Source organism: Martinezella paranaensis, assembly GCF_014200235.1.
Classification (GTDB): domain Bacteria; phylum Pseudomonadota; class Alphaproteobacteria; order Rhizobiales; family Rhizobiaceae; genus Rhizobium; species Rhizobium paranaense.
In genome coordinates this window covers 72,072-91,484 of sequence record NZ_JACHBI010000010.1, presented here as the reverse complement: position 1 = coordinate 91,484, position 19,413 = coordinate 72,072, and the positions used below count along the sequence as shown (strand labels likewise).

Sequence of the window (19,413 nt, the reverse complement as noted above, 5' to 3'; positions counted from 1 at the left end):
GGAATTTCATGTCCGGATTGGCCATCAAGAACGTCAGGAAATCCTATGGAGCGGTGGATATCATCCATGGCGTCGATGTCGATATTTCGGACGGCGAATTCGTCATTCTCGTGGGGCCGTCGGGCTGCGGCAAGTCGACCCTGCTTCGGATGATTGCCGGACTGGAGGAAATCACTGGCGGCGAAATCTCGATCGGCGGCCGCACGGTCAACAACCTGCCGCCGAAGGATCGCGACATCGCGATGGTCTTCCAGAACTATGCGCTTTATCCGCAGATGACGGTCGCGCAGAACATGGGCTTTGCGCTGGAACTGGCCGGCGCAAAGCGGGCGGAGATCGACCGGAAGGTCGGCGACGCAGCCAAGATACTGGGGCTGCAGCCGCTGCTCGGCCGCAAGCCTGCGCAGCTTTCCGGTGGCCAGCGCCAACGCGTTGCCATGGGCCGCGCCATCGTGCGCGATCCCAAGGTCTTCCTGTTCGACGAACCGCTTTCCAACCTCGATGCCAAATTGCGCGTCAAGATGCGAGCCGAAATCAAGGCGCTGCATCAGCGGCTGAAAACAACGATCGTCTATGTCACGCACGACCAGATCGAAGCGATGACCATGGCCGACAAGATCGTTGTGCTGCAGGGCGGGAAGGTCGAGCAGATCGGAACGCCGCTCGAGCTTTACGACCGGCCGAGAAATATCTTCGTGGCAGGCTTTCTTGGCTCGCCGGCGATGAATTTCCTGGAAGGCCGGCTGACGGGCGGCGCGAACCCCAGGCTGTTGCTGCCGAGCGGCATGGCAATCGAACTGTCGGCGGCTCCGGCTCAATCGGACGGCAGAGACGTGGTTATCGGCATCCGTCCAGAGGACCTATCCTTTGCCGGCGACGGCGGCGTGCCAGCCAAGGTTACCGTCGTCGAGCCGACAGGCTCGGAGACCCACGTCGCGCTCGATCTGGAAGGGCGCGAACTGACATGGGTCATGCGCGAGCGCGCGGAACTGACGCCCGACCAGATGGTGAGCCTCTCTCTCAGATCGTCGAACGTCCACTTTTTCGACAAGGAGACCCAGCAGCGCCTGTAAGAATTTGCGCCGCTCTGCCCACCCGGGACACGGCCTCAAAAGACCCGCATGATCACGCCGCACGCCCATCACCGCGGCGCCGCCTTTCGGCGTCGCTCATCACGGTCATGACGCGTTTTACGAACGCAGGACCATCGAACTGCTTCGGTGCGCCCGTAGTGGAATGATCCGGCCGCTCGAATATGAACGCCTCGACATTGACCACCGGCAGGTGCAGGCGGCTGCGCACCCGCCCGATCATCGCCGTATGCGTAACGACAACCTGGCCACCTGGCTGCTCGAATGTTGCATCCAGCCCGGAAACCGGAACGGTCGCAACCGTCAGCCCGCGGGCGGACAGGACCGAGCCGATGTGCTTTGCGACCTGCGGATTGTCGAGACAGATCAGCACATCCGCCTGACCGGGCTCTGAAGGAAAATCTAAAAGCATCCAGCGACCTCTCATTCAAACTCGGCCGACCATAGAGCTTTTCGGTGTAACGCAGTGTTGTATCTTGTTGCGTTTTGTTTCAGCGGCGTGACGCCTGCGGCTTCGCAGCGAAGGGACTTGGCCGCCGCAAACTAAAAGAATTTGCCGCAATGTAATGCAACACATGCGATCCGCGAAAGCTGGTTTCCTTTGCCTGCCCGATTCGAGCAAGGAGGCAGGATGTGAAGCCAACCAGCAATGCCGGACAGAGCAATCCGGGTCGAATTTTGAATGGATCGACCGTTCTAAAGCGCTTTCTCGGCAGGCAGAAATGCGCCTATCTCTGTGGCGTCTGTCTGTGCTGCAATCTGATTTTCTGCACGATTGGAGCAAGCCCGCGCCAGTTCATCATCTTCAACATTCTCATGCTTCTGGTTTTCGGCGCCAAGACCATGGAAGCCGTGCCCCTGGATATCGAGACCCCCTCGGCCGCAACCGGCAATCGGCCTTCTTCTGCGCGCGACTGGAGACCCATACTGAGCTTTTCAGTTCAACTGCTTGTCGCCTGTTATGCGATGACGGTGCTTATCGACAGTCTTGCCACAGGCTCGATATTGCTGAGTTCGATCCGCTAAGGAAATTCCAGCCGGAAAGTAACCGCGGCGGATTGCCGCGAATGTATTTTCGCGGGGATGAATTCGCGTGCCCTATCTCTTTGTTTTTAGTGCTCTAGCAGTCAAGAGATTCGAGGAGAGGATTTCATATGTATCTCGGTACGCAGTTTCAGGCTCGGGACGATGATGATTATCGCGTCATGGCGCAGTTGGGTGTCAGGCACGTCAATGCAGATCCGGCCGGCAATCCGCATGACTGGACGCTCGATATTCTGAAAGCCCACCGCGAACATATCGAGAGTTTTGGCCTCATCCTCGATATGATCCAGCTCCCGATGAGCTCGCGGGTGATCGAAGAGCAATACAGCCCGGATATCCTGACGGCCAGGCCGAACCGCGACCGCCAGATCGATTCCATCTGCCGTCTGATCGAAAATGCCGCCGCCATCGGCATTCCCTCCGTCAAATACAATCTCAATATTATCGGCATCCCCCGCACCGAACTGGAGATCGGCCGCGGCGGATCGAGAAACGAGGCGTTTCGCTGGGAAAAGACCGATCACGATGCGCCGCCTTCGATCGCCGGCATCCTTAGCGAAGAGGAGAATTGGGAGCGTATCGACTATTTCCTGTCCCGCGTCGTTCCGGTCGCCGAGTCCTGCAAAGTGCGGCTTGCCTGCCATCCGCACGATCCCTACACGCCTCCCGGCTATCGCGGGGTCACCCGCGTTCTCGGCAGCGTCGAAGGCCTGAAGAAGTTCGTTCAGATGCGCGAGAGCCCCTATCACGGGCTGAACTTTTGCCAGGGCACGGTCGGCGAGATGCTCGACAATCCGGGCGAGGAAATTTTCGACGTCATCCGCTGGTTCGGTGAGAGGGGCAAGCTCTTCAATGTCCATTTTCGCAATATCCGCGGCCGCAAGCTCTCCTTCATGGAGACCTTTCCGGAGGAAGGCGACATGGATATGTGGCGTTCGCTGAAAACCTACGCCAATGTCGGCTATCAATATATGATCATGCCGGATCATGTGCCGCGCGTTTCCGGGCGCGACCCGGAAAATACCGCCTTCGCTTTCACCTATGGCTACATTGCCGCGATGCTGCAGGTGCTGGAGAGCGACAAGCGGTAAGGGAAGCCTTTTCTGCACCATCTTCCCATTGATGCCTTTCGATCCTCCCCTAAATCCGGGGTATGGAGGGCTCGATGCGCATTGAACATGCCTTTCTCTTCGATCTTGACGGCACGTTGGTGGACAGCGTCTATCAGCATGTGCTCGCGTGGAAAGAAGCCTTGGATGCAGAGGGCATAGACCTCTCGGTATGGCGCATCCATAGAAAAATCGGAATGAGCGGCGGGCTGTTCACCTACCAGTTGCTCCGTGAAACCGGCATCGAAATAACCGATAAGAAAAATGAGCGTTTGCGGCACCTTCACGCCGAAGCCTATCGCCGGCTCGGCACTCAGATACGTCCCCTTCCCGGCGCAAGCGAGCTTCTCCGATGGCTGTCGGACGCCAAGATCCCCTTCGCGATCGCCACAAGCGGCCGTATGGAGACGGCAGCGGTCAACATTGCCGCCTTGGGGATCGACCCGGAAGCGTTTCCGATCATCACTCGCGACAAGGTCAAATATGCCAAGCCCGACCCGGACCTCTTCATTGCCGCAGCCGAAGCCCTCGGTGTTGCGATAGAGAATTCTGTTGTCGTCGGAGATGCCATTTGGGACATGCTTGCGGCGACGCGTTGCAGGGCGCTCGGTGTCGGCCTGCTGAGCGGTGGTTATGGCCAGGAAGAACTCAGGGATGCCGGGGCAATCCGCGTCTATGAAGATCCGGCCGACCTGCTCTATCATATCGATGAAGTGGGCGGACGGCGCTAAGCGAGAGGTCCACCGGCGGGTCAGCTCCCCGCAGGCATATTATAGGGTGTGATAATTTCCACTGCGGACAGTACGGCCGGCGCGACACGCTCTTTCACCAGACCGCTCATAATGGCTCGAAATGCCGAACGCGCGTCCGTTCGCAGGTCGTGATGCAACACGAAATCAATCTTACCCGTAGCAAGCAGTGCGCGATTGTCGGCATCGAGATCATGCGCGACGAAAATGCGGATTGTCCTGCCGGCCTCCTCGAAGGCGGCGAGCACGGCCCTGTTTCCGCCGCCAATGGAATAGACCGCATTGATCGTCGCATCTGCCGCGATGGCGCGGGCGGCAAGGATGCCTGTGGCAGCGTCGGCGCCGTGACCTTCGCTGATTTCGGCAATGCCGATCTGCGGATAGCGCTCCCGAAGAACCCGGCGAAAGCCGATCTCCCGCTCTTCCTCGCCGCGAAAGCGGCCGCTCGACAGCGTCACAAGCACCCTGGCGGCGGCCCCATCAAAGCAATTCCCGACAAGATAGGCCGCGGTCTCGCCGGCGGCACGGTTGTCGGCGCCTGCATAAACCGCACGCGAAGAGTTTGGCAGGTCCGTCACCAGAGTGACCACGGTGATGCCGGCATTGGTCGCACGCTCGACCGCCGCGGCAATCTCAGGAATATCGGGGGCTTTCAGCACAATCCCGTGGGTACCTCTGAGCCGAATGCGATCGATCAGTTGCACCATTTCAACCGGCTTCATGATTTCCGCAAAATGAAAACGGCAGCGGAAGACCGTCGGCAGAAAGGTCGCGACCTCTGCTTCGAAGGCGGCACGCACGGCATTGGAAAAGCGCTCCGGCGTCTCCATGACGATATCGATCGCCAGCGTTCGCCCGCTTGCCGCAACACCCGCCTGCTGCTTTTCCAGTTCGCCAATCGCTGCTTTCACCCGCATTTCGGTTTGCCGCCGCACGCCTGCCCGGCCGTTCAGCACCCGGTCGACAGTGGCGGTGCTGAGCCCGGCTTGAAAGGCGATGTCCTTGACGAGAAACGGATGCGACATACGGCTCACTCTGATGGTTTTTTGATGGATATGTGATCTATAACACACTGGCATCTGCCGTATAGTGCCTTCATCAGAGATGGAGGAGCATCCGATGAAATCAGACAATCTTCAAAAACTGCGCGCCGACCGCGTCTGGCTGACCGAAGACGCCTGTGACCTCGACGATTTTCGCGCGCTCGCCGAAAAGACCACGGCGCTTTCCGACTATCCGACCGCCGATCATGTCGAGAAAAATGTCCTGATCTACGATAGCCGCAAGGTTCTCGCTGATATTGCGACCCCGCAAGGTCGCCGCGCCGTGCTCGCCGAAATCTGCGAAGCCTTCGGCGAAGGCCCGGGCGTCGTCGTCTTCAAGCGTGCATACGAGGATACATCCGTCATCGATCGCGCCAGCACCATCTTCGACGATATCATCGAGGAGCAGCATCGCACCGCAACCGGCGGCGGTGACCATTTCGCCAAGCCCGGTGCCAATGACCGCATCTGGAATTCGCTGGAAAAACATTGCCTCGCCGATCCCGAAAACTTCGCGGAATATTATGGCAATGCCATTATCACCATCGCCAGCGAAGCTTGGCTCGGACCGAGTTATCAGATGACGGCGCAGGTCAATCGCGTCAATCCCGGCGGCGCGGCGCAGTCCGCCCACCGCGACTACCATCTCGGCTTCCAATCATCGAAGGTGATCGAGCAGTTCCCGGCCCATGTGCACAGGCTTTCGCCGGTTCTGACGCTGCAGGGCGCGGTTGCTCATTGCGACATGCCACTCGAAAGCGGGCCGACGCTTTTCCTGCCGCATAGCCAGACCTACGTGCCCGGCTATCTCGCACTGAAGCGTCAGGAGTTCCGCGATTATTTCGATCGCAACCATGTTCAGCTCCCGCTCGAAAAGGGCGACGTCGTCTTCTTCAACCCTGCCCTTTTCCACGCGGCCGGCAATAATCGCTCGGTCGACATCAAGCGCCTGGCAAATCTGCTGCAGGTTTCCTCCGCCTTCGGCCGCGCCATGGAAACAGTCAATCGCCAGCGCATGAGCGCCCGCCTCTTTCCCGCGCTGAAGGCATTGAAATCGACAGGCAAACTCTCCAGGGCCGAAGTGTCGAATGCCGTCGCCGCCTGCGCCGAGGGCTATTCCTTCCCCACCAACCTCGACCGCGACCCACCCATCGGCGGCCTTGCGCCGAAGACGCAGGCGCAATTGATGCATGAGGCGCTGAAGGAAAACTGGAGCGACGAGGCTTTCAGCAAGGCGCTTGCGGAACAGGCGGACAAGAAGCTGACCTGACGGCACCGAAGGCGCATCATTCAGTAAAACGAGGCCTCTCGCATCGCGAGGGGCTTTCCACATATCGTATCAGACCATCTTCGGGAGGAACCACATGAGCACAGACCACAGCCGTCTCGACGGCAAGATCGCAATCGTCACCGGCGGCACACAAGGCCTTGGCGCCACCATCGCCCGCCTTTTTGCCGATCGCGGCGCCAAAGGCATCGTCATCTGCGGCCGCAACGAGGCGAAGGGCAAAGCCAAAGCGCAGGAGATTTCAGCGGCAACAGGCACCGAGGTCGTCTACGTCAAAGCCGATCTCGGCAATGTGGAAGAGGCACGGAACGTCGTGCATGTCTGCGACCAGACCTTCGGCCGGGTCGACGCGCTGGTGAATGCTGCTGCCATCACGGATCGGGGCACGATTCTGGACACCAGCCCCGAGCTTTTCGACGCCATGTTCGCCGTCAATGTCCGGGCGCCGTTCTTCCTGATGCAGGAAACCGTGAAGGTCATGCGGCGTGAAAAGATCGAAGGCACGATCGTCAATATCGGCTCGATGTCGGCCAAAGCCGGCCAGCCCTTCATCGTCGCCTATTGCGCCTCCAAGGGCGCACTGGAAACCCTGACGAAAAACACCGCCTACGCGTTGCTGCGCAACCGTATCCGCGTCAACGGCCTCAATATCGGCTGGATGGCCTCGGAGGGCGAAGATCGGATTCAGAAGGAATATCATGACGCGCCCGCCGACTGGCTGGAAAAGGCAGCGGCGAGCCAACCGTTCGGCCGTCTGGTCGACCCGCAAGAGGTGGCCCGCGCTTGCGCCTATCTGTCGTCTGCCGAATCCGGCCTCATGACCGGCTCGGTCATCTGCTTCGACCAGTCGATCTGGGGCGCTTACGACGGATCGCCGCATCCGACGACGGCCCTCTGAGAAAATCGGGAAATCGGATCGCCCGATGGGATAGGCTGGGCGCCGTCTAAACTTTAGGGTAGTCTTATATATGTGTGGGGGATTTCAGCGGGGCGTGTGATGGCTATCTTCATGGATCGTCATGATCTGAAGGGGATCACTGCGGCCGATATTGCCGAAGCACACCGCCGGGATCTCGACATTCAAGATCGGTACGGGGTTAAGTTCCTCACCTACTGGTTCGACGAGCGGCGCGGAACTGCATTTTGCCTGATGGATGCGCCCGACGCGCAAACGGCTCAGTGCGTGCACCGCGTTGCCCACGGCTTCATCGCAGGCGAGGTGGTCGAGGTCGCCCTGTCGGCGGTCGAGGCATTTCTCGGCCGAATTCACGATCCCGAGCCGACATCCGGACAATCCTCGCTGGAAATGGATGCCGCCCACAGGGCGATCCTGTTCACCGATATTGTTGGCTCGACGGAAATGACGTCGCGCCTCGGCGACCGTATGGCGATCGAACTGGTGAGGGCGCACGATGCTGTCGTGCGCAGATGCCTCGCTCGATCTTCGGGGCGCGAGATAAAGCACACGGGCGACGGCATCATGGCGACGTTCGTCTCGACAACTGCGGCCGTAGATTGCGCAATCGCGATCCAACAGGAATTCGAGCGCTACAATCAGGGCAACCTCGAACCGCTCCATATCCGCATCGGCTTGGACTGCGGTGAGCCCGTCGCGGACAGCAACGACTTGTTCGGCTCGACCGTTCAACTCGCAGCGCGATTGTGCGCCTCTGCCTCTGCCGATCAGATCCTTGTGTCAGAGAGCATTTTTCGAGAATACGGCACCGCCGATTTCTTCGCCCATGCGACCCACCGGCGGCTGAAGGGTTTTTTGAAGCCTATCCTCGTCTTCCAATGTAACTGGTGCAAAGCCGCTAACCAGTGATCGAACTCCCGCCACTGTGCGGGAACCCGCGTCGCAGGAGAACACATCGGCCGGCCGACCTTAAAATGTTCAAGGGAACAAAGCGGCCCCAACGAAAGTTCTCATCCCAAACCCTCATGTCAAACCAACGTGAGCAGCGGCGATGACATCAACTGCGAACGAGGGGTTGCAGAGCGCTCCGCCCCAAATCTACTACGTCAATCCCTTGCTTCTGAGAGGCATCGATGCGTGGCGCGAGGTCTTCGATCACGCAAAGGGCACTGGTTTCGATACTGTTCTGACGGCGCCTCTTTTCGATCGGGGCGGCAACAGCGTGTTCGCGCCCCGGAATTTCGAAAATCTTGACCCTGAACTCTCGCTCGGTAGCTCTCTCGTCGATGGCTTAGGGACTTTGGCGATGGAGGCCGGGAAGCGCGGCGTGGCGCTCATGATGGATCTCGTGCTCGATAGAAAGGCGCGCGACCGATCCCGCGATTTGCGTCCGATCGACCCGAGGCTATCGCCATTGGACGCATGCAGCTCGATCATCACCCTCGCCGCGGAAGATCAACAATCGCAGCTATTGGCACAGTGGACAAAACGGGTGCAGATGCTTAGCCGGCTTGGAATATCAGGCTATCGCTGCCTGGGCACCGATCGCGTGCCACCAGAACTATGGCGATCATTGATCTCAACGGTGCACAAAGAGGCGCCGAACGTGCAATTCCTGGCCTGGACGCCCGGCACCACCTTCGCGGCGAGAACGGCGTTGGGCGAAGTCGGATTTGATGGCTGCTTTTCATCGATGGCCTGGTGGGACTTCGACGAAAGCTGGTTCATCGAGGAATTCCGTGTCCAGCAGCCATTTGGCTGGCAGATCGCCTTTCCGGAACCGCCCTTTGCCAAGCGGGTGGCCCACGGCACGGAAAGCCGGGAAATACGCGAACGACGGTCGATAAGGGCATTGCGCCTTGCCACATCCCTTGGCGGCGGGCTCATGATCCCCATGGGTTTTGAATATGGCGCAGCGCTGCCGCTCGATCCGACCCACGGAGACGGATCGGGATTGCGGGGTCTTCGATATGACCTGGCCTTCGATATCTCGTCCGAGATTCGCGCTGCCAATAGGCAAATCGAAGCGAACGGCGCGAGTTTTCATTCGTCGCTTTCACTCATCCGCAGCGCAAACACCCCCGTATCCGCTCTTCTTCATTCGGATGAAGAAGACCTTCGGAATGCGGACCGCGTAGAGATCATCCTCCTCAACAGGGACCTTCGGCGAAGCGCTCCTGCCCCTTTGACGGCGCTGCGCGAAGCCGCGTCGGGCTTTCTCCCCTTCTCGAATGGGGTTGATGAAGACCTGCGCCTGCGGGCGGGAGAAGTCATCGCGTTCGAGGCGACGGCCTCGACGCCGATCACGGTCGCGCCTAACCTTGACATTGCACAGGCAACCGCTTCGCCCCGCCTGGCGATCGAAAACATCATGCCGCGGGTCGATGACGGACGTTTTCCGGTCAAGCGCGTCGTCGGCAACATCGTCTCCGTCGAGGCGGATATCTTTGCTGAGGGACATGATCCGATCGCGGCGGCCCTGATGTGGCGCTCCACGGATGCGACCGCATGGAACGAAGCAGAGATGCGGCTGGTCGAAAACGATCGCTGGCACGCAGAATTCCCGCTGGAGCGCGTCGGCCGGTATGAATTCGCAGTCGAGGCATGGAAAAGCCTGTTTGCGGTCTTTCGCTATGAGCTGTCGAAGAAAAACGAGGCGAGGCTCGATCTCAAGCTGGAAATAGAGGAAGGAATGAACCTCGTTCGCGCCGCACTTGCCGAGACGCGGGAAACCGCGGTTCGAGCCGAGCTGCAGGCATTATTTGAGAGGCTTGAATTCTCTTCCCAAGCAGAGCGGACGGCAATCCTGCTCAATGCGCATACGTTAGAACTGATGGCACGAGCCGATAAGCGACCCTTTCGGGTTCGCTCGGAAGCAAGCGCAGTCGACGCGGAACGGAAGGCAGCGGCGTTCGCAAGCTGGTACCAGATCTTCCCACGGTCGCAGAGCGGCGATCCCGACAGACACGGCACCTTCGACGACGTTATCGAAAGACTGCCCGCCATTCGCGACATGGGTTTCGATGTGCTCTATTTTCCACCGATCCATCCGATCGGTTCGACCAACCGGAAGGGCCGCAACAACAGCCTGCAAGCGACCCCCGACGACCCGGGCAGTCCCTATGCTATCGGCTCTCCCGCCGGCGGGCACGACGCCATCCATCCGGAACTCGGTTCTTTCGAAGACTTTCGTCGCTTGATCAAAGCCGCTGAAGAGCATGGCCTTGAGATCGCCCTCGATTTCGCCATCCAGACATCGCCCGATCACCCTTGGCTGAAACAGCATCCGGGTTGGTTTGACTGGCGGCCGGATGGAACGATCCGTTACGCCGAGAACCCGCCGAAAAAATATGAGGACATCGTCAACGTCGATTTCTACACGAAGGAGTCGGTGCCAGGACTATGGCTCGAACTGCGGCGCGTCGTCCAATTATGGGTGGATCAGGGTGTAAAGCTCTTTCGCGTCGATAATCCCCACACCAAACCCTTTCCTTTCTGGGAATGGCTGATCGACGATATCAGGGCGCGTCACCCGGATGTGGTTTTCCTGTCGGAAGCCTTCACCAAGCCGAAAGTCATGTATCGGTTGGCAAAGCTGGGCTTCTCCCAATCCTACACCTACTTCACCTGGCGCAATTCCAAATGGGAGCTCGAAGAATATATGCGAGAGCTCACTCAGACGGCCGCGAAGGATTTCTTCCGCCCGCATTTCTTCGTCAACACGCATGATATCAATCCGGATTTCCTGCAGGATGCCCCTCGCCCGGCCTTCCTGATCCGCGCAGCGCTCGCGGCAACCCTTTCGGGTCTTTGGGGTGTCTATAACGGCTTCGAGCTTTGCGAGGGACGCCCGGATGCCAAGCGCAAGGAATATGCCGACAGCGAGAAATACGAGATCCGCGCCTGGGATTATGAGCGCCCCGGCAACATAATCGCCGAGATCCGGATGCTCAACGGGATCAGGAACGAAAACAGCGCGCTACATTCGCATCTGGGGCTGACGCTTCTTAGCGCAGCCAACGACAATCTTCTCTTTTTCGAAAAAGCGAGCCCTGCCCGCGACAATGTCCTGCTCGTCGCCATTACCCTCGATCCCGACCACCCGCAGGAGAGCGAGGTCGAAATACCGCTCTGGCTCTGGTCACTCGGCGACGGCGGCACGTTGGATGCCGAAGATCTCATCGGCGGAGGCCGCTTCAGTTGGACCGGCAAACAGCAGAGGGTCAGGCTTGATCCGCATAGCCTGCCCTTCGCGATCTGGCGCGTTCGGTCAAGGGAGGCATGAATGGACACGATGCACCGCGACAGAGAACTCGACCCGCTCTGGTACAAGGATGCGATGATCTATCAGCTCCATATCAAATCGTTCTACGATGCCAATAATGACGGCGTCGGCGATTTTGCGGGGCTGCATCAAAAACTCGATCATATCGCGGCCCTGGGTATCAACGCCATCTGGCTGCTGCCCTTCTTCCCCTCACCGCGCCGCGACGACGGGTATGACATTGCCGACTATGGCAATGTCAGTCCGGATTACGGAACGATGGAGGATTTTCGAGCCTTCGTGGACGCCGCCCACCAGCGCAATATCCACGTCATCATCGAACTCGTGATCAATCACACCTCGGATCAACACCCGTGGTTCCAACGCGCCCGCCAAGCGCCGGCGGGATCGCCTGAACGGGATTTTTATCTTTGGTCGGATACCGATCAGAGGTTTTCGGAAACCCGCATCATTTTCGTCGATACCGAAAAATCCAACTGGACATGGGATCCGGTCGCGGGCGCCTATTATTGGCATCGGTTCTACTCGCACCAGCCGGATCTGAACTTCGACAATCCGCTGGTGATGGAAGAATTGCTGAAAGTGATGCGCTTTTGGCTGGAAACGGGTATCGACGGTTTTCGCCTGGATGCCATTCCCTATCTCGTCGAGCGGGAGGGCACGATCAACGAGAACCTACCCGAAACCCATGCAATCCTGAAACGGATACGCGCGGCGCTGGATTCGACCCATCCCGGCGTGATGCTACTGGCGGAGGCGAACCAGTGGCCGGAAGACACGCGCGAATATTTCGGCGACGGCGACGAATGCCACATGGCATTTCACTTCCCGCTGATGCCGCGCATGTACATGGCGATCGCCAAGGAAGACCGTTTTCCGATCACCGACATCCTGCGCCAGACGCCGGAAATTCCGGACATCTGCCAATGGGCGATATTCCTGCGCAATCATGATGAGCTCACGCTCGAAATGGTGACCGACGCCGAGCGCGATTATCTATGGGAAACCTATGCCTCCGATAAGCGCGCGCGGATCAATCTCGGTATCCGCCGGCGGCTTGCGCCGCTGATGGAGCGCGACCGCCGCCGGATCGAGCTCATGAACGCGCTCCTTCTTTCCATGCCGGGAACGCCGGTGATCTACTACGGCGACGAAATCGGCATGGGCGACAACATCTATTTGGGCGACAGGGATGGCGTCAGGACGCCGATGCAGTGGTCTCCCGACCGCAATGGCGGCTTTTCACGCGCGGACCCCGCGCGCCTCGTTTTGCCTCCGGTTGCCGATCCGCTCTATGGATTTGAATCCGTCAATGTCGAGGCGCAAAGCACGGACGCACATTCGCTCCTGAACTGGATGCGCCGGATGCTGGCGCTACGCGGCAAACATCCGGCATTCGGCCGCGGCTCGCTGCGTTTCCTCTCGCCGGACAATCGCAAGATCCTTGCCTATCTTCGTGAACACGAAGACGAAACCGTTCTCTGCGTTGCCAATCTCTCCCGCCTGCCGCAGGCCGTGGAACTGGACCTGTCGCAGTTCGAGGCGCGCGTGCCGATAGAACTGACGGGCATGTCACCATTTCCACCCATCGGCCAATTGACCTACCTGCTGACGCTACCGCCTTACGGCTTCTTCTGGTTCCAATTGGTTGCCGACGCCGATGGGCCTGCCTGGCGGACGGCGCCGCCCGAGCAGCTTCCCGATCTGCTGACGATGGTCATCCGCCGAAACCTGCTGGAATTGGTGGATGAGCCGAGACATTCGAAGATCCTGAATTCCGAGATCCTACCGGCATATCTTTCCAAACGCCGCTGGTTTGGGGCGAAAGACCAGACGCTAGAGGCGGCCCGGCTGATTTCTGCAACGCCGATCCCGTTTGCCGAAGGTGTCGTGCTCGGTGAATTGGAGGCGGTGCTTCCAAACCATACGGAATCCTACCAGCTCCCGCTTGCCGTGGCGTGGGATGACAGCCAGCCTCCGGTGCTCGCCCAGCAACTTGCCTTGGGCAGGCTCCGCCAGGGCCGGCGTGTCGGCTTCCTGACGGACGGATTTGCCGTGGATGCGATGGCGCGCGGGATCGTGCGCGGCCTTTGCGAACGATCCCACACCACCGGCCGCACGGGAACCATCGAGTTTGTCGGCACCGATCAGCTCGATCATCTCGATATGGTCGCCGACATGCCGATTCACTGGCTCTCGGCGGAGCAGTCGAATAGCTCGCTGATCATCGGCGACTTGGTCATCATCAAATTGATCAGACATATCTTTCCCGGCATGCATCCCGAGGTCGAGATGACACGCTTTCTGACCCGGGCCGGCTATGATCACACCGCTCCGTTCCTGGGCGAGGTTGCGCATACCGATCCCAGTGGACGCCGATCCACGCTCATCATCGTCCAGGGCGCGATCCGAAACCAGGGTGACGCCTGGAACTGGATGCTGAGCAATCTGCGCCGCGCCGCCGACGAGTTCGCCTTGAGTGATCCGGACGCCCAACCGCGCGACGATTTCTTCCAGTCGCTGACGAACTTCGTCGGCATGATCGGTCAGCGTCTCGGCGAACTGCATGTGGTTCTTGCCAAAAGCACCGATGAGGAGGCTTTCAAACCGATCATTGCTGATGATGCCGAGATCGTAGCGCTGAAGAAAACGGTCACTGGCGAAGTTTCGTATGCATTCTCGAAGCTCGCGGAACTGGACGAGACCGCCGATCCGGATGTCGATGCTCTGGCCAAGCCGCTTCTGAAGCGCCAGGCAGCGATTGTCGATCTGGCCGATAGGCTGGCGGAAAGTGTGCGCGGCACACTCATGACACGCGTGCATGGCGACTTCCATCTCGGCCAGATCCTCGTCAGCGAAGGCGATGCGGTGATCATCGATTTCGAAGGCGAGCCTGCGAGAAATCTTGCCGAGCGCCGCGCCAAAACCAGCCCGCTCAGGGATGTGGCAGGACTATTGCGGTCGCTGAGTTATCTCGCCGCGACTGCCGACCTCGACAATGATGCGGTTATCGAGCACGAAAACGAGCGTCGACGGAAGGCTATCGCCCGCTTCGCCGCGAATGCGGAACGGGCTTTTCTGAACGCCTATTTTGAAGCCATTTCGACGTCGGCGGCATTGTCCATGCCGTCCCAGCAGCGACACAGGATTCTCGATGCCTTTCTTCTCGAGAAGGCTGCTTATGAAATCGCCTACGAGGCGCGCAACCGGCCGAAATGGCTGCCCATTCCATTGGCAGGGCTTTCGGGCATCCTGTCCAATCTTCTGGAGGCCCGCTAGTGGATATCGAACGCTCCGACCTTCTCGCCGGCATCGGACAGGATGCGATTGCGGCGCTGACGCAAGGACGCCATGGCGATCCGTTTGCAATCCTTGGAATGCATAGGCACGGTATGTTCACGATCGTGCGGGTCCTCATGCCCGGCGCCGATGCGGTGGATATTATCGACACCGCGAGCGGCAATATCCTGACGACCTGCCAGCTTGTTAACCCGGCCGGATTGTTTGCGGCCGCTGTCGCTTCAAAATTGGACTATTGCCTTCAGATCAGATGGCCGGATGCGGTTCAACTGACCGAGGATCCCTACAGCTTCGGGCCTCTGCTCGGCGAACTCGATCTCCATCTGATTTCGGAGGGAACCCACTACAATCTGAGCCGGGCTCTCGGCGCCATCGCCATGGAGATCGACGGAATCGCCGGCGTTCGCTTTGCGGTGTGGGCACCGAACGCGCAACGGGTCTCGGTGGTTGGAGATTTCAATTCCTGGGACGGCCGGCGCAACCCGATGCGCCTGCGCGCACCCGCGGGCGTTTGGGAAATCTTCATTCCACGGCTGACGCCCGGCGAGCGCTATAAGTTCGAGATTATCGATGCAAACGGCAACTGCCTTCCACAAAAAGCCGATCCGGTGGCGCGGGCGAGCGAAGCCGCCCCTTCCACGGCCTCCATCGTCGCGTCCTCAACGCCGTTCCGCTGGAGTGATGACGCGTGGCTCCACTCCCGGCGATCGCGAAAGGGCCTGGAAGGGGCGATCTCGGTCTACGAAGTCCATGTGGGTTCCTGGCTTCGAAATCTTCAGGACGGCAACCGGTCTTTCGACTGGATTGAACTCAGCCAGCGGCTCGTACCCTATGCGCGTGATATGGGATTCACCCACATAGAGCTGCTTCCCATCATGGAATACCCGTTCGGCGGCTCCTGGGGCTACCAGCCTCTCGGTCTTTTCGCCCCCACTGGACGCTATGGTACGCCGGAAGATTTCGCCTATTTCGTCGATCGATGCCACGAAGCAGGTCTGGGTGTGATCCTGGACTGGGTGCCCGCACATTTTCCGACCGATGTCTGGGGATTGGCCCGCTTTGACGGCAGCGCCCTATACGAACATGAGGACCCCAAGGAAGGTTTCCACGGCGATTGGAATACGCTGATCTACAATCTCGGCCGCAACGAGGTGAAAGGCTTCCTGATCGCCAGTGCCTTGGAGTGGCTGGAGCGCTACCACGTCGATGGCCTGAGAGTAGATGCGGTGGCTTCGATGCTCTACCGCGACTACAGCCGTAACGAAGGCGAATGGGTTCCCAATCAATACGGCGGACGGGAGAATCTGGAAGCGGTCGAATTCCTCAAGCACCTGAACAGCATCATCCATCAACGATGCCCCCACGCCCTCATGATCGCCGAGGAATCCACGGCATGGCCTGGGGTGACGAAACCAGCGGAGCAAGGCGGCCTGGGCTTCGACATCAAATGGAACATGGGCTGGATGCATGACAGTCTCACCTACATGTCGAAGGACCCGCTCTACCGCCGCCATCATCATGACATGATGACCTTCGGCATGATTTATGCCTATTCCGAACGCTTCATGCTGCCGCTCTCCCATGACGAAGTCGTCCATGGAAAGGGCTCCCTTCTGACGAAAATGCCGGGCGACAACTGGCAGAAATTCGCCAATCTGCGGGCATATCTCGCTTTCATGTGGGGCTATCCGGGCAAGAAGCTACTTTTCATGGGTGGAGAAATCGCACAGCCCGGCGAATGGCAGCACGATCAATCCGTAACCTGGGATGTCCTCGACCAGCCGCGACATGCGCGCATGCAGCGGCTGGTAAGAGATCTGAACGGCATTTATGGCAGGGAGGAAGCCCTGCAATTCGGCGATCTTCATTCGCAGGGCTTCGAATGGGCCGTGGTCGATGACGCGGCCAATTCCGTTTTCGCGATGCTGCGGTTTCCGCAGGACCGCTCCTATTCAGTTCTTGTCGTGTCGAATTTTACGCCCGTTCCGCGTTACGACTACCGCATCGGCGTTCCGACGGAAGGGATATGGATCGAGGAATTCAATAGCGATGCCCATGAATATGGTGGGTCCGGCCTGGTGAACGGGGCAATCCCAGCGGCTTTGTCTTCGCTGAACGGGCGCCCAGCCTCGCTATCCCTTCGGCTGCCGCCGCTCTCCACCATCTTCATCAAAAGCCCTCGATGAGAGTGACGGCAGCCAAGAAGATCCTGTTCCGTATCTCTTCGATACTTTGCTCATTGCATCGTTCACGTGAACAAGGCAGCATGCTATTCCTTGGCGCAGCAACAGATCAATAGTATTTCTCCGAAAGCTACTTATTGCCGGGGATGCGGGGCAAGGGGACTGACACCGTAATGGTGACGCGCGCGCAGCAAATTGGCGTCGTTATCGGCCTGGCGATTGTCACAGCGCTGACAATCCTGCGGGCAAGCGATCCTCAATTGCTAAGGCTCGCCCGCGATTTGACGTTCGATCAGTATCAGCGCCTGGTGCCCCGGACCTTCGAGAACCAGCCTGTCAGGGTCATCGACATAGACGAAGCGTCGCTGCGCGAGTTCGGTCAATGGCCTTGGCCGAGAAACCGGATTGCCGCCCTTGTCGACAAGCTTTCCGATATGGGCGCATCCGCGATCGCCTTCGATGTCCTTTTCGCCGAGCCCGACCGCCTGTCGCCCCGCAATGTCGTTCGTGATGTCACTGGCATCGATCCCTCACTGCTTGGCAAACTGCCGGACAATGATGAGATTTTTTCCCAATCGCTATCCGGAAGGCCGGTGGTGCTGGGCTTCGGTCTTTCCAACGAAGGCAACTATCTGCCGCCGGTCAAGGCAGGATTTGCCTACACCGGCGAAACTCCATTCGGTGCGCCGCCCGCGCTCAAGGCCGCAACGCCGCTGCAGCCGCGATTCGAAGCCAATGCCGCCGGTCTCGGCCATATCAGCCTCAATCCGGGCGCATCATCGGCGGTGGTGCGCGCAGTTCCGCTTTTCCTCAGTGACGGCAAGCAGCTTTACCCCAATCTTGCGCTCGAAGCGCTGCGGGTCGCACAGGGAGCCTCCACCTACATACTCGACGCGGCTGCGGACAAGCCGAACACGCTAACCCGGGTCAAGATCGGGGATTTCGTGGTGCCGGTGACGGCCGCGGGGGAGCTCTGGCTCTATGTCAGTCCCGACACCGCGGAACGGTATATTTCGGCAAGCAAGGTGCTCGGCGCCGGAGACGCCTCGGCCGAGATCAAATCGGCCATCGAAGGCAGTATCGTTTTCGTCGGAACCTCCGCTTCCGGTCTGCAGGATGTCCGCACGACGCCCCTTGGCGAAAACGTGCCGGGTGTCTCCATCCATGCGCAGATCGTCGAACAGATCCTTTCCGGCCGTTTCCTCTCCCGGCCGGACTGGGCGGACGGGCTGGAAATCCTGTCCATCGCCGTCTTGGGTAGCCTTCTGGTGATCCTCACCACTTTCGTCAATCCGGCAGTCGCGCTGGCCTGCGGCTTGCTGATTACCTTTTTTGCCCTCGTCGCCTCGTGGATTGCCTTCCTCTATGGAGGGCTCCTCTTCGACCCGCTGGCGCCGATCGTCGCCGGATCGATCACGCATTTCGCTGCGACGGCGTTCCGCTTTCTCGTGACCGACCGGGAACGGCGTGACGTGCGGCGGGCATTCGGCCACTATCTCTCACCATCGCTGCTCTATCGCATCGAGCATACGCGCAATGCCCTGCGCCTTGGTGGAGATGAGCGCGAGCTGACCGTCATGTTCGTCGATGTGCGAAACTTCACCCAGATCAGCGAGGAGATGACGCCGAGCGCCGTCGTCGCATTTCTGAACACGCTGCTCGATGCCCTTAGCCACCATGTCATCGCAAACGACGGCACGCTCGACAAGTTCATCGGTGACTCGATCATGGCCTTCTGGAACGCTCCCGTGGATGTCTCCGATCATGCCGGCAAGGCTGTGCGCGCAGCTCTCGGCATGCGAGAAACGCTCGCCCGCCTCAACAGCACCGATGCATTCGGTTTCGGAGACGAGCGGAAGGTCGGTATCGGGATCGGCATCCATACCGGGCTTGCCTGCGTCGGCAATATGGGTGCCGAGACACGTTTCAATTACTCCGCGGTCGGCGATGCCGTAAACATTGCCGCGCGCATCGAATCCGCCTGTAAGGACGTCAATTTCGACATTCTGGTATCCGAACCGACAGCAAGCTTGCTGCCTGATTGCGCCCTGCTCGAAGCCGGAGCGCTGACGCTGAAGGGGAAGAGTATACGAACCCAACTCTTTGCGGTGGTGGGCGATGCGAGCCTGGCAAGATCTGCCGAATTTGTTGAACTTTACGCCATGCACAGACGGCTAATCTCTGCCCTGCGAGCACGATCGACGAACAACCGCAAACTCGTCAGCGCCGCGAAACTCAAGGCGCAAGTCGCGGCGACGGGATTGTTGCAAGGTTTTTACAGCCAGATTTCGCGCCGAGCCGGACACTTCGTCGACGAACCAGAAGACAAGGCGGCTGACATCTAGCTAAATTTGCAGCCATCCCGCTTTCAAATCGCATCATCGAAAGCAGGCAGCCCGTACGGC

Annotated in this window: 13 protein-coding genes; 11 read left to right on the top strand and 2 right to left on the bottom strand. The window is 59.3% G+C overall.

Features of this window, described 5'->3' with window-relative positions; all coding sequences use genetic code 11:
• Positions 1–8 precede the first annotated feature (8 nt).
• Positions 9–1,073 (top strand): ABC transporter ATP-binding protein, encoded by a 1,065-nt coding sequence (locus GGD50_RS22505; RefSeq protein ID WP_183939508.1) that lies wholly within the window; start codon positions 9–11, stop codon positions 1,071–1,073.
• 52 nt (positions 1,074–1,125) lie between these two features.
• On the opposite strand, the gene GGD50_RS22500 is transcribed toward GGD50_RS22505, so the two are convergent.
• Positions 1,126–1,503, bottom strand: coding sequence for a hypothetical protein (locus tag GGD50_RS22500; RefSeq protein WP_183939506.1), 378 nt, complete (start codon positions 1,501–1,503; stop codon positions 1,126–1,128).
• 221 nt (positions 1,504–1,724) lie between these two features.
• Between GGD50_RS22500 and GGD50_RS22495 the strand changes: the two genes are divergently transcribed.
• The 3 genes from GGD50_RS22495 (at position 1,725) to GGD50_RS22485 (ending at position 3,975) form a co-directional block, all read left to right on the top strand.
• The gene (locus tag GGD50_RS22495) at positions 1,725–2,117 is read left to right on the top strand and encodes a hypothetical protein (RefSeq protein WP_183939505.1); all 393 of its coding nucleotides are present in this window, start codon (positions 1,725–1,727) and stop codon (positions 2,115–2,117) included.
• 128 nt (positions 2,118–2,245) lie between these two features.
• Positions 2,246–3,226: a mannonate dehydratase gene (locus GGD50_RS22490; RefSeq protein WP_183939503.1), complete on the top strand. Its 981-nt coding sequence runs from the start codon at positions 2,246–2,248 to the stop codon at positions 3,224–3,226.
• Positions 3,227–3,300: 74 nt separating this feature from the next.
• Complete coding sequence (locus GGD50_RS22485; protein WP_183939501.1) at positions 3,301–3,975, top strand: HAD family hydrolase; 675 nt, start codon at positions 3,301–3,303, stop codon at positions 3,973–3,975.
• A gap of 20 nt (positions 3,976–3,995) precedes the next feature.
• On the opposite strand, the gene GGD50_RS22480 is transcribed toward GGD50_RS22485, so the two are convergent.
• Positions 3,996–5,018: a LacI family DNA-binding transcriptional regulator gene (locus tag GGD50_RS22480; protein ID WP_183939499.1), complete on the bottom strand. Its 1,023-nt coding sequence runs from the start codon at positions 5,016–5,018 to the stop codon at positions 3,996–3,998.
• Between the two features lie 94 nt (positions 5,019–5,112).
• On the opposite strand from GGD50_RS22480, the gene GGD50_RS22475 reads away from it, so the two are divergent.
• From GGD50_RS22475 to GGD50_RS22445, 7 genes are all read left to right on the top strand, one after another.
• Positions 5,113–6,306, top strand: a complete 1,194-nt coding sequence (locus tag GGD50_RS22475) for a phytanoyl-CoA dioxygenase family protein (RefSeq protein WP_183939497.1) — start codon at positions 5,113–5,115, stop codon at positions 6,304–6,306.
• A 94-nt stretch (positions 6,307–6,400) separates the two neighbouring features.
• Positions 6,401–7,222 (top strand): SDR family oxidoreductase, encoded by an 822-nt coding sequence (locus GGD50_RS22470; protein WP_183939495.1) that lies wholly within the window; start codon positions 6,401–6,403, stop codon positions 7,220–7,222.
• Between the two features lie 99 nt (positions 7,223–7,321).
• Positions 7,322–8,149: a nickel-binding protein gene (locus tag GGD50_RS22465; RefSeq protein WP_183939493.1), complete on the top strand. Its 828-nt coding sequence runs from the start codon at positions 7,322–7,324 to the stop codon at positions 8,147–8,149.
• Between the two features lie 142 nt (positions 8,150–8,291).
• Positions 8,292–11,525, top strand: a complete 3,234-nt coding sequence (locus GGD50_RS22460; protein ID WP_183939491.1) for an alpha-1,4-glucan--maltose-1-phosphate maltosyltransferase — start codon at positions 8,292–8,294, stop codon at positions 11,523–11,525.
• Entirely contained in the window at positions 11,526–14,804 is a 3,279-nt protein-coding gene (gene treS / locus GGD50_RS22455; RefSeq protein WP_183939489.1) for a maltose alpha-D-glucosyltransferase, read from the top strand. It abuts the gene before it with no gap.
• Positions 14,804–17,011 (top strand): 1,4-alpha-glucan branching protein GlgB, encoded by a 2,208-nt coding sequence (glgB, locus tag GGD50_RS22450; RefSeq protein ID WP_183939487.1) that lies wholly within the window; start codon positions 14,804–14,806, stop codon positions 17,009–17,011. The genes treS and glgB overlap by 1 nt, the downstream gene beginning before the upstream one ends.
• 170 nt (positions 17,012–17,181) lie before the next feature.
• Entirely contained in the window at positions 17,182–19,353 is a 2,172-nt protein-coding gene (locus tag GGD50_RS22445; RefSeq protein ID WP_246451436.1) for a CHASE2 domain-containing protein, read from the top strand.
• Positions 19,354–19,413: the final 60 nt, after the last annotated feature.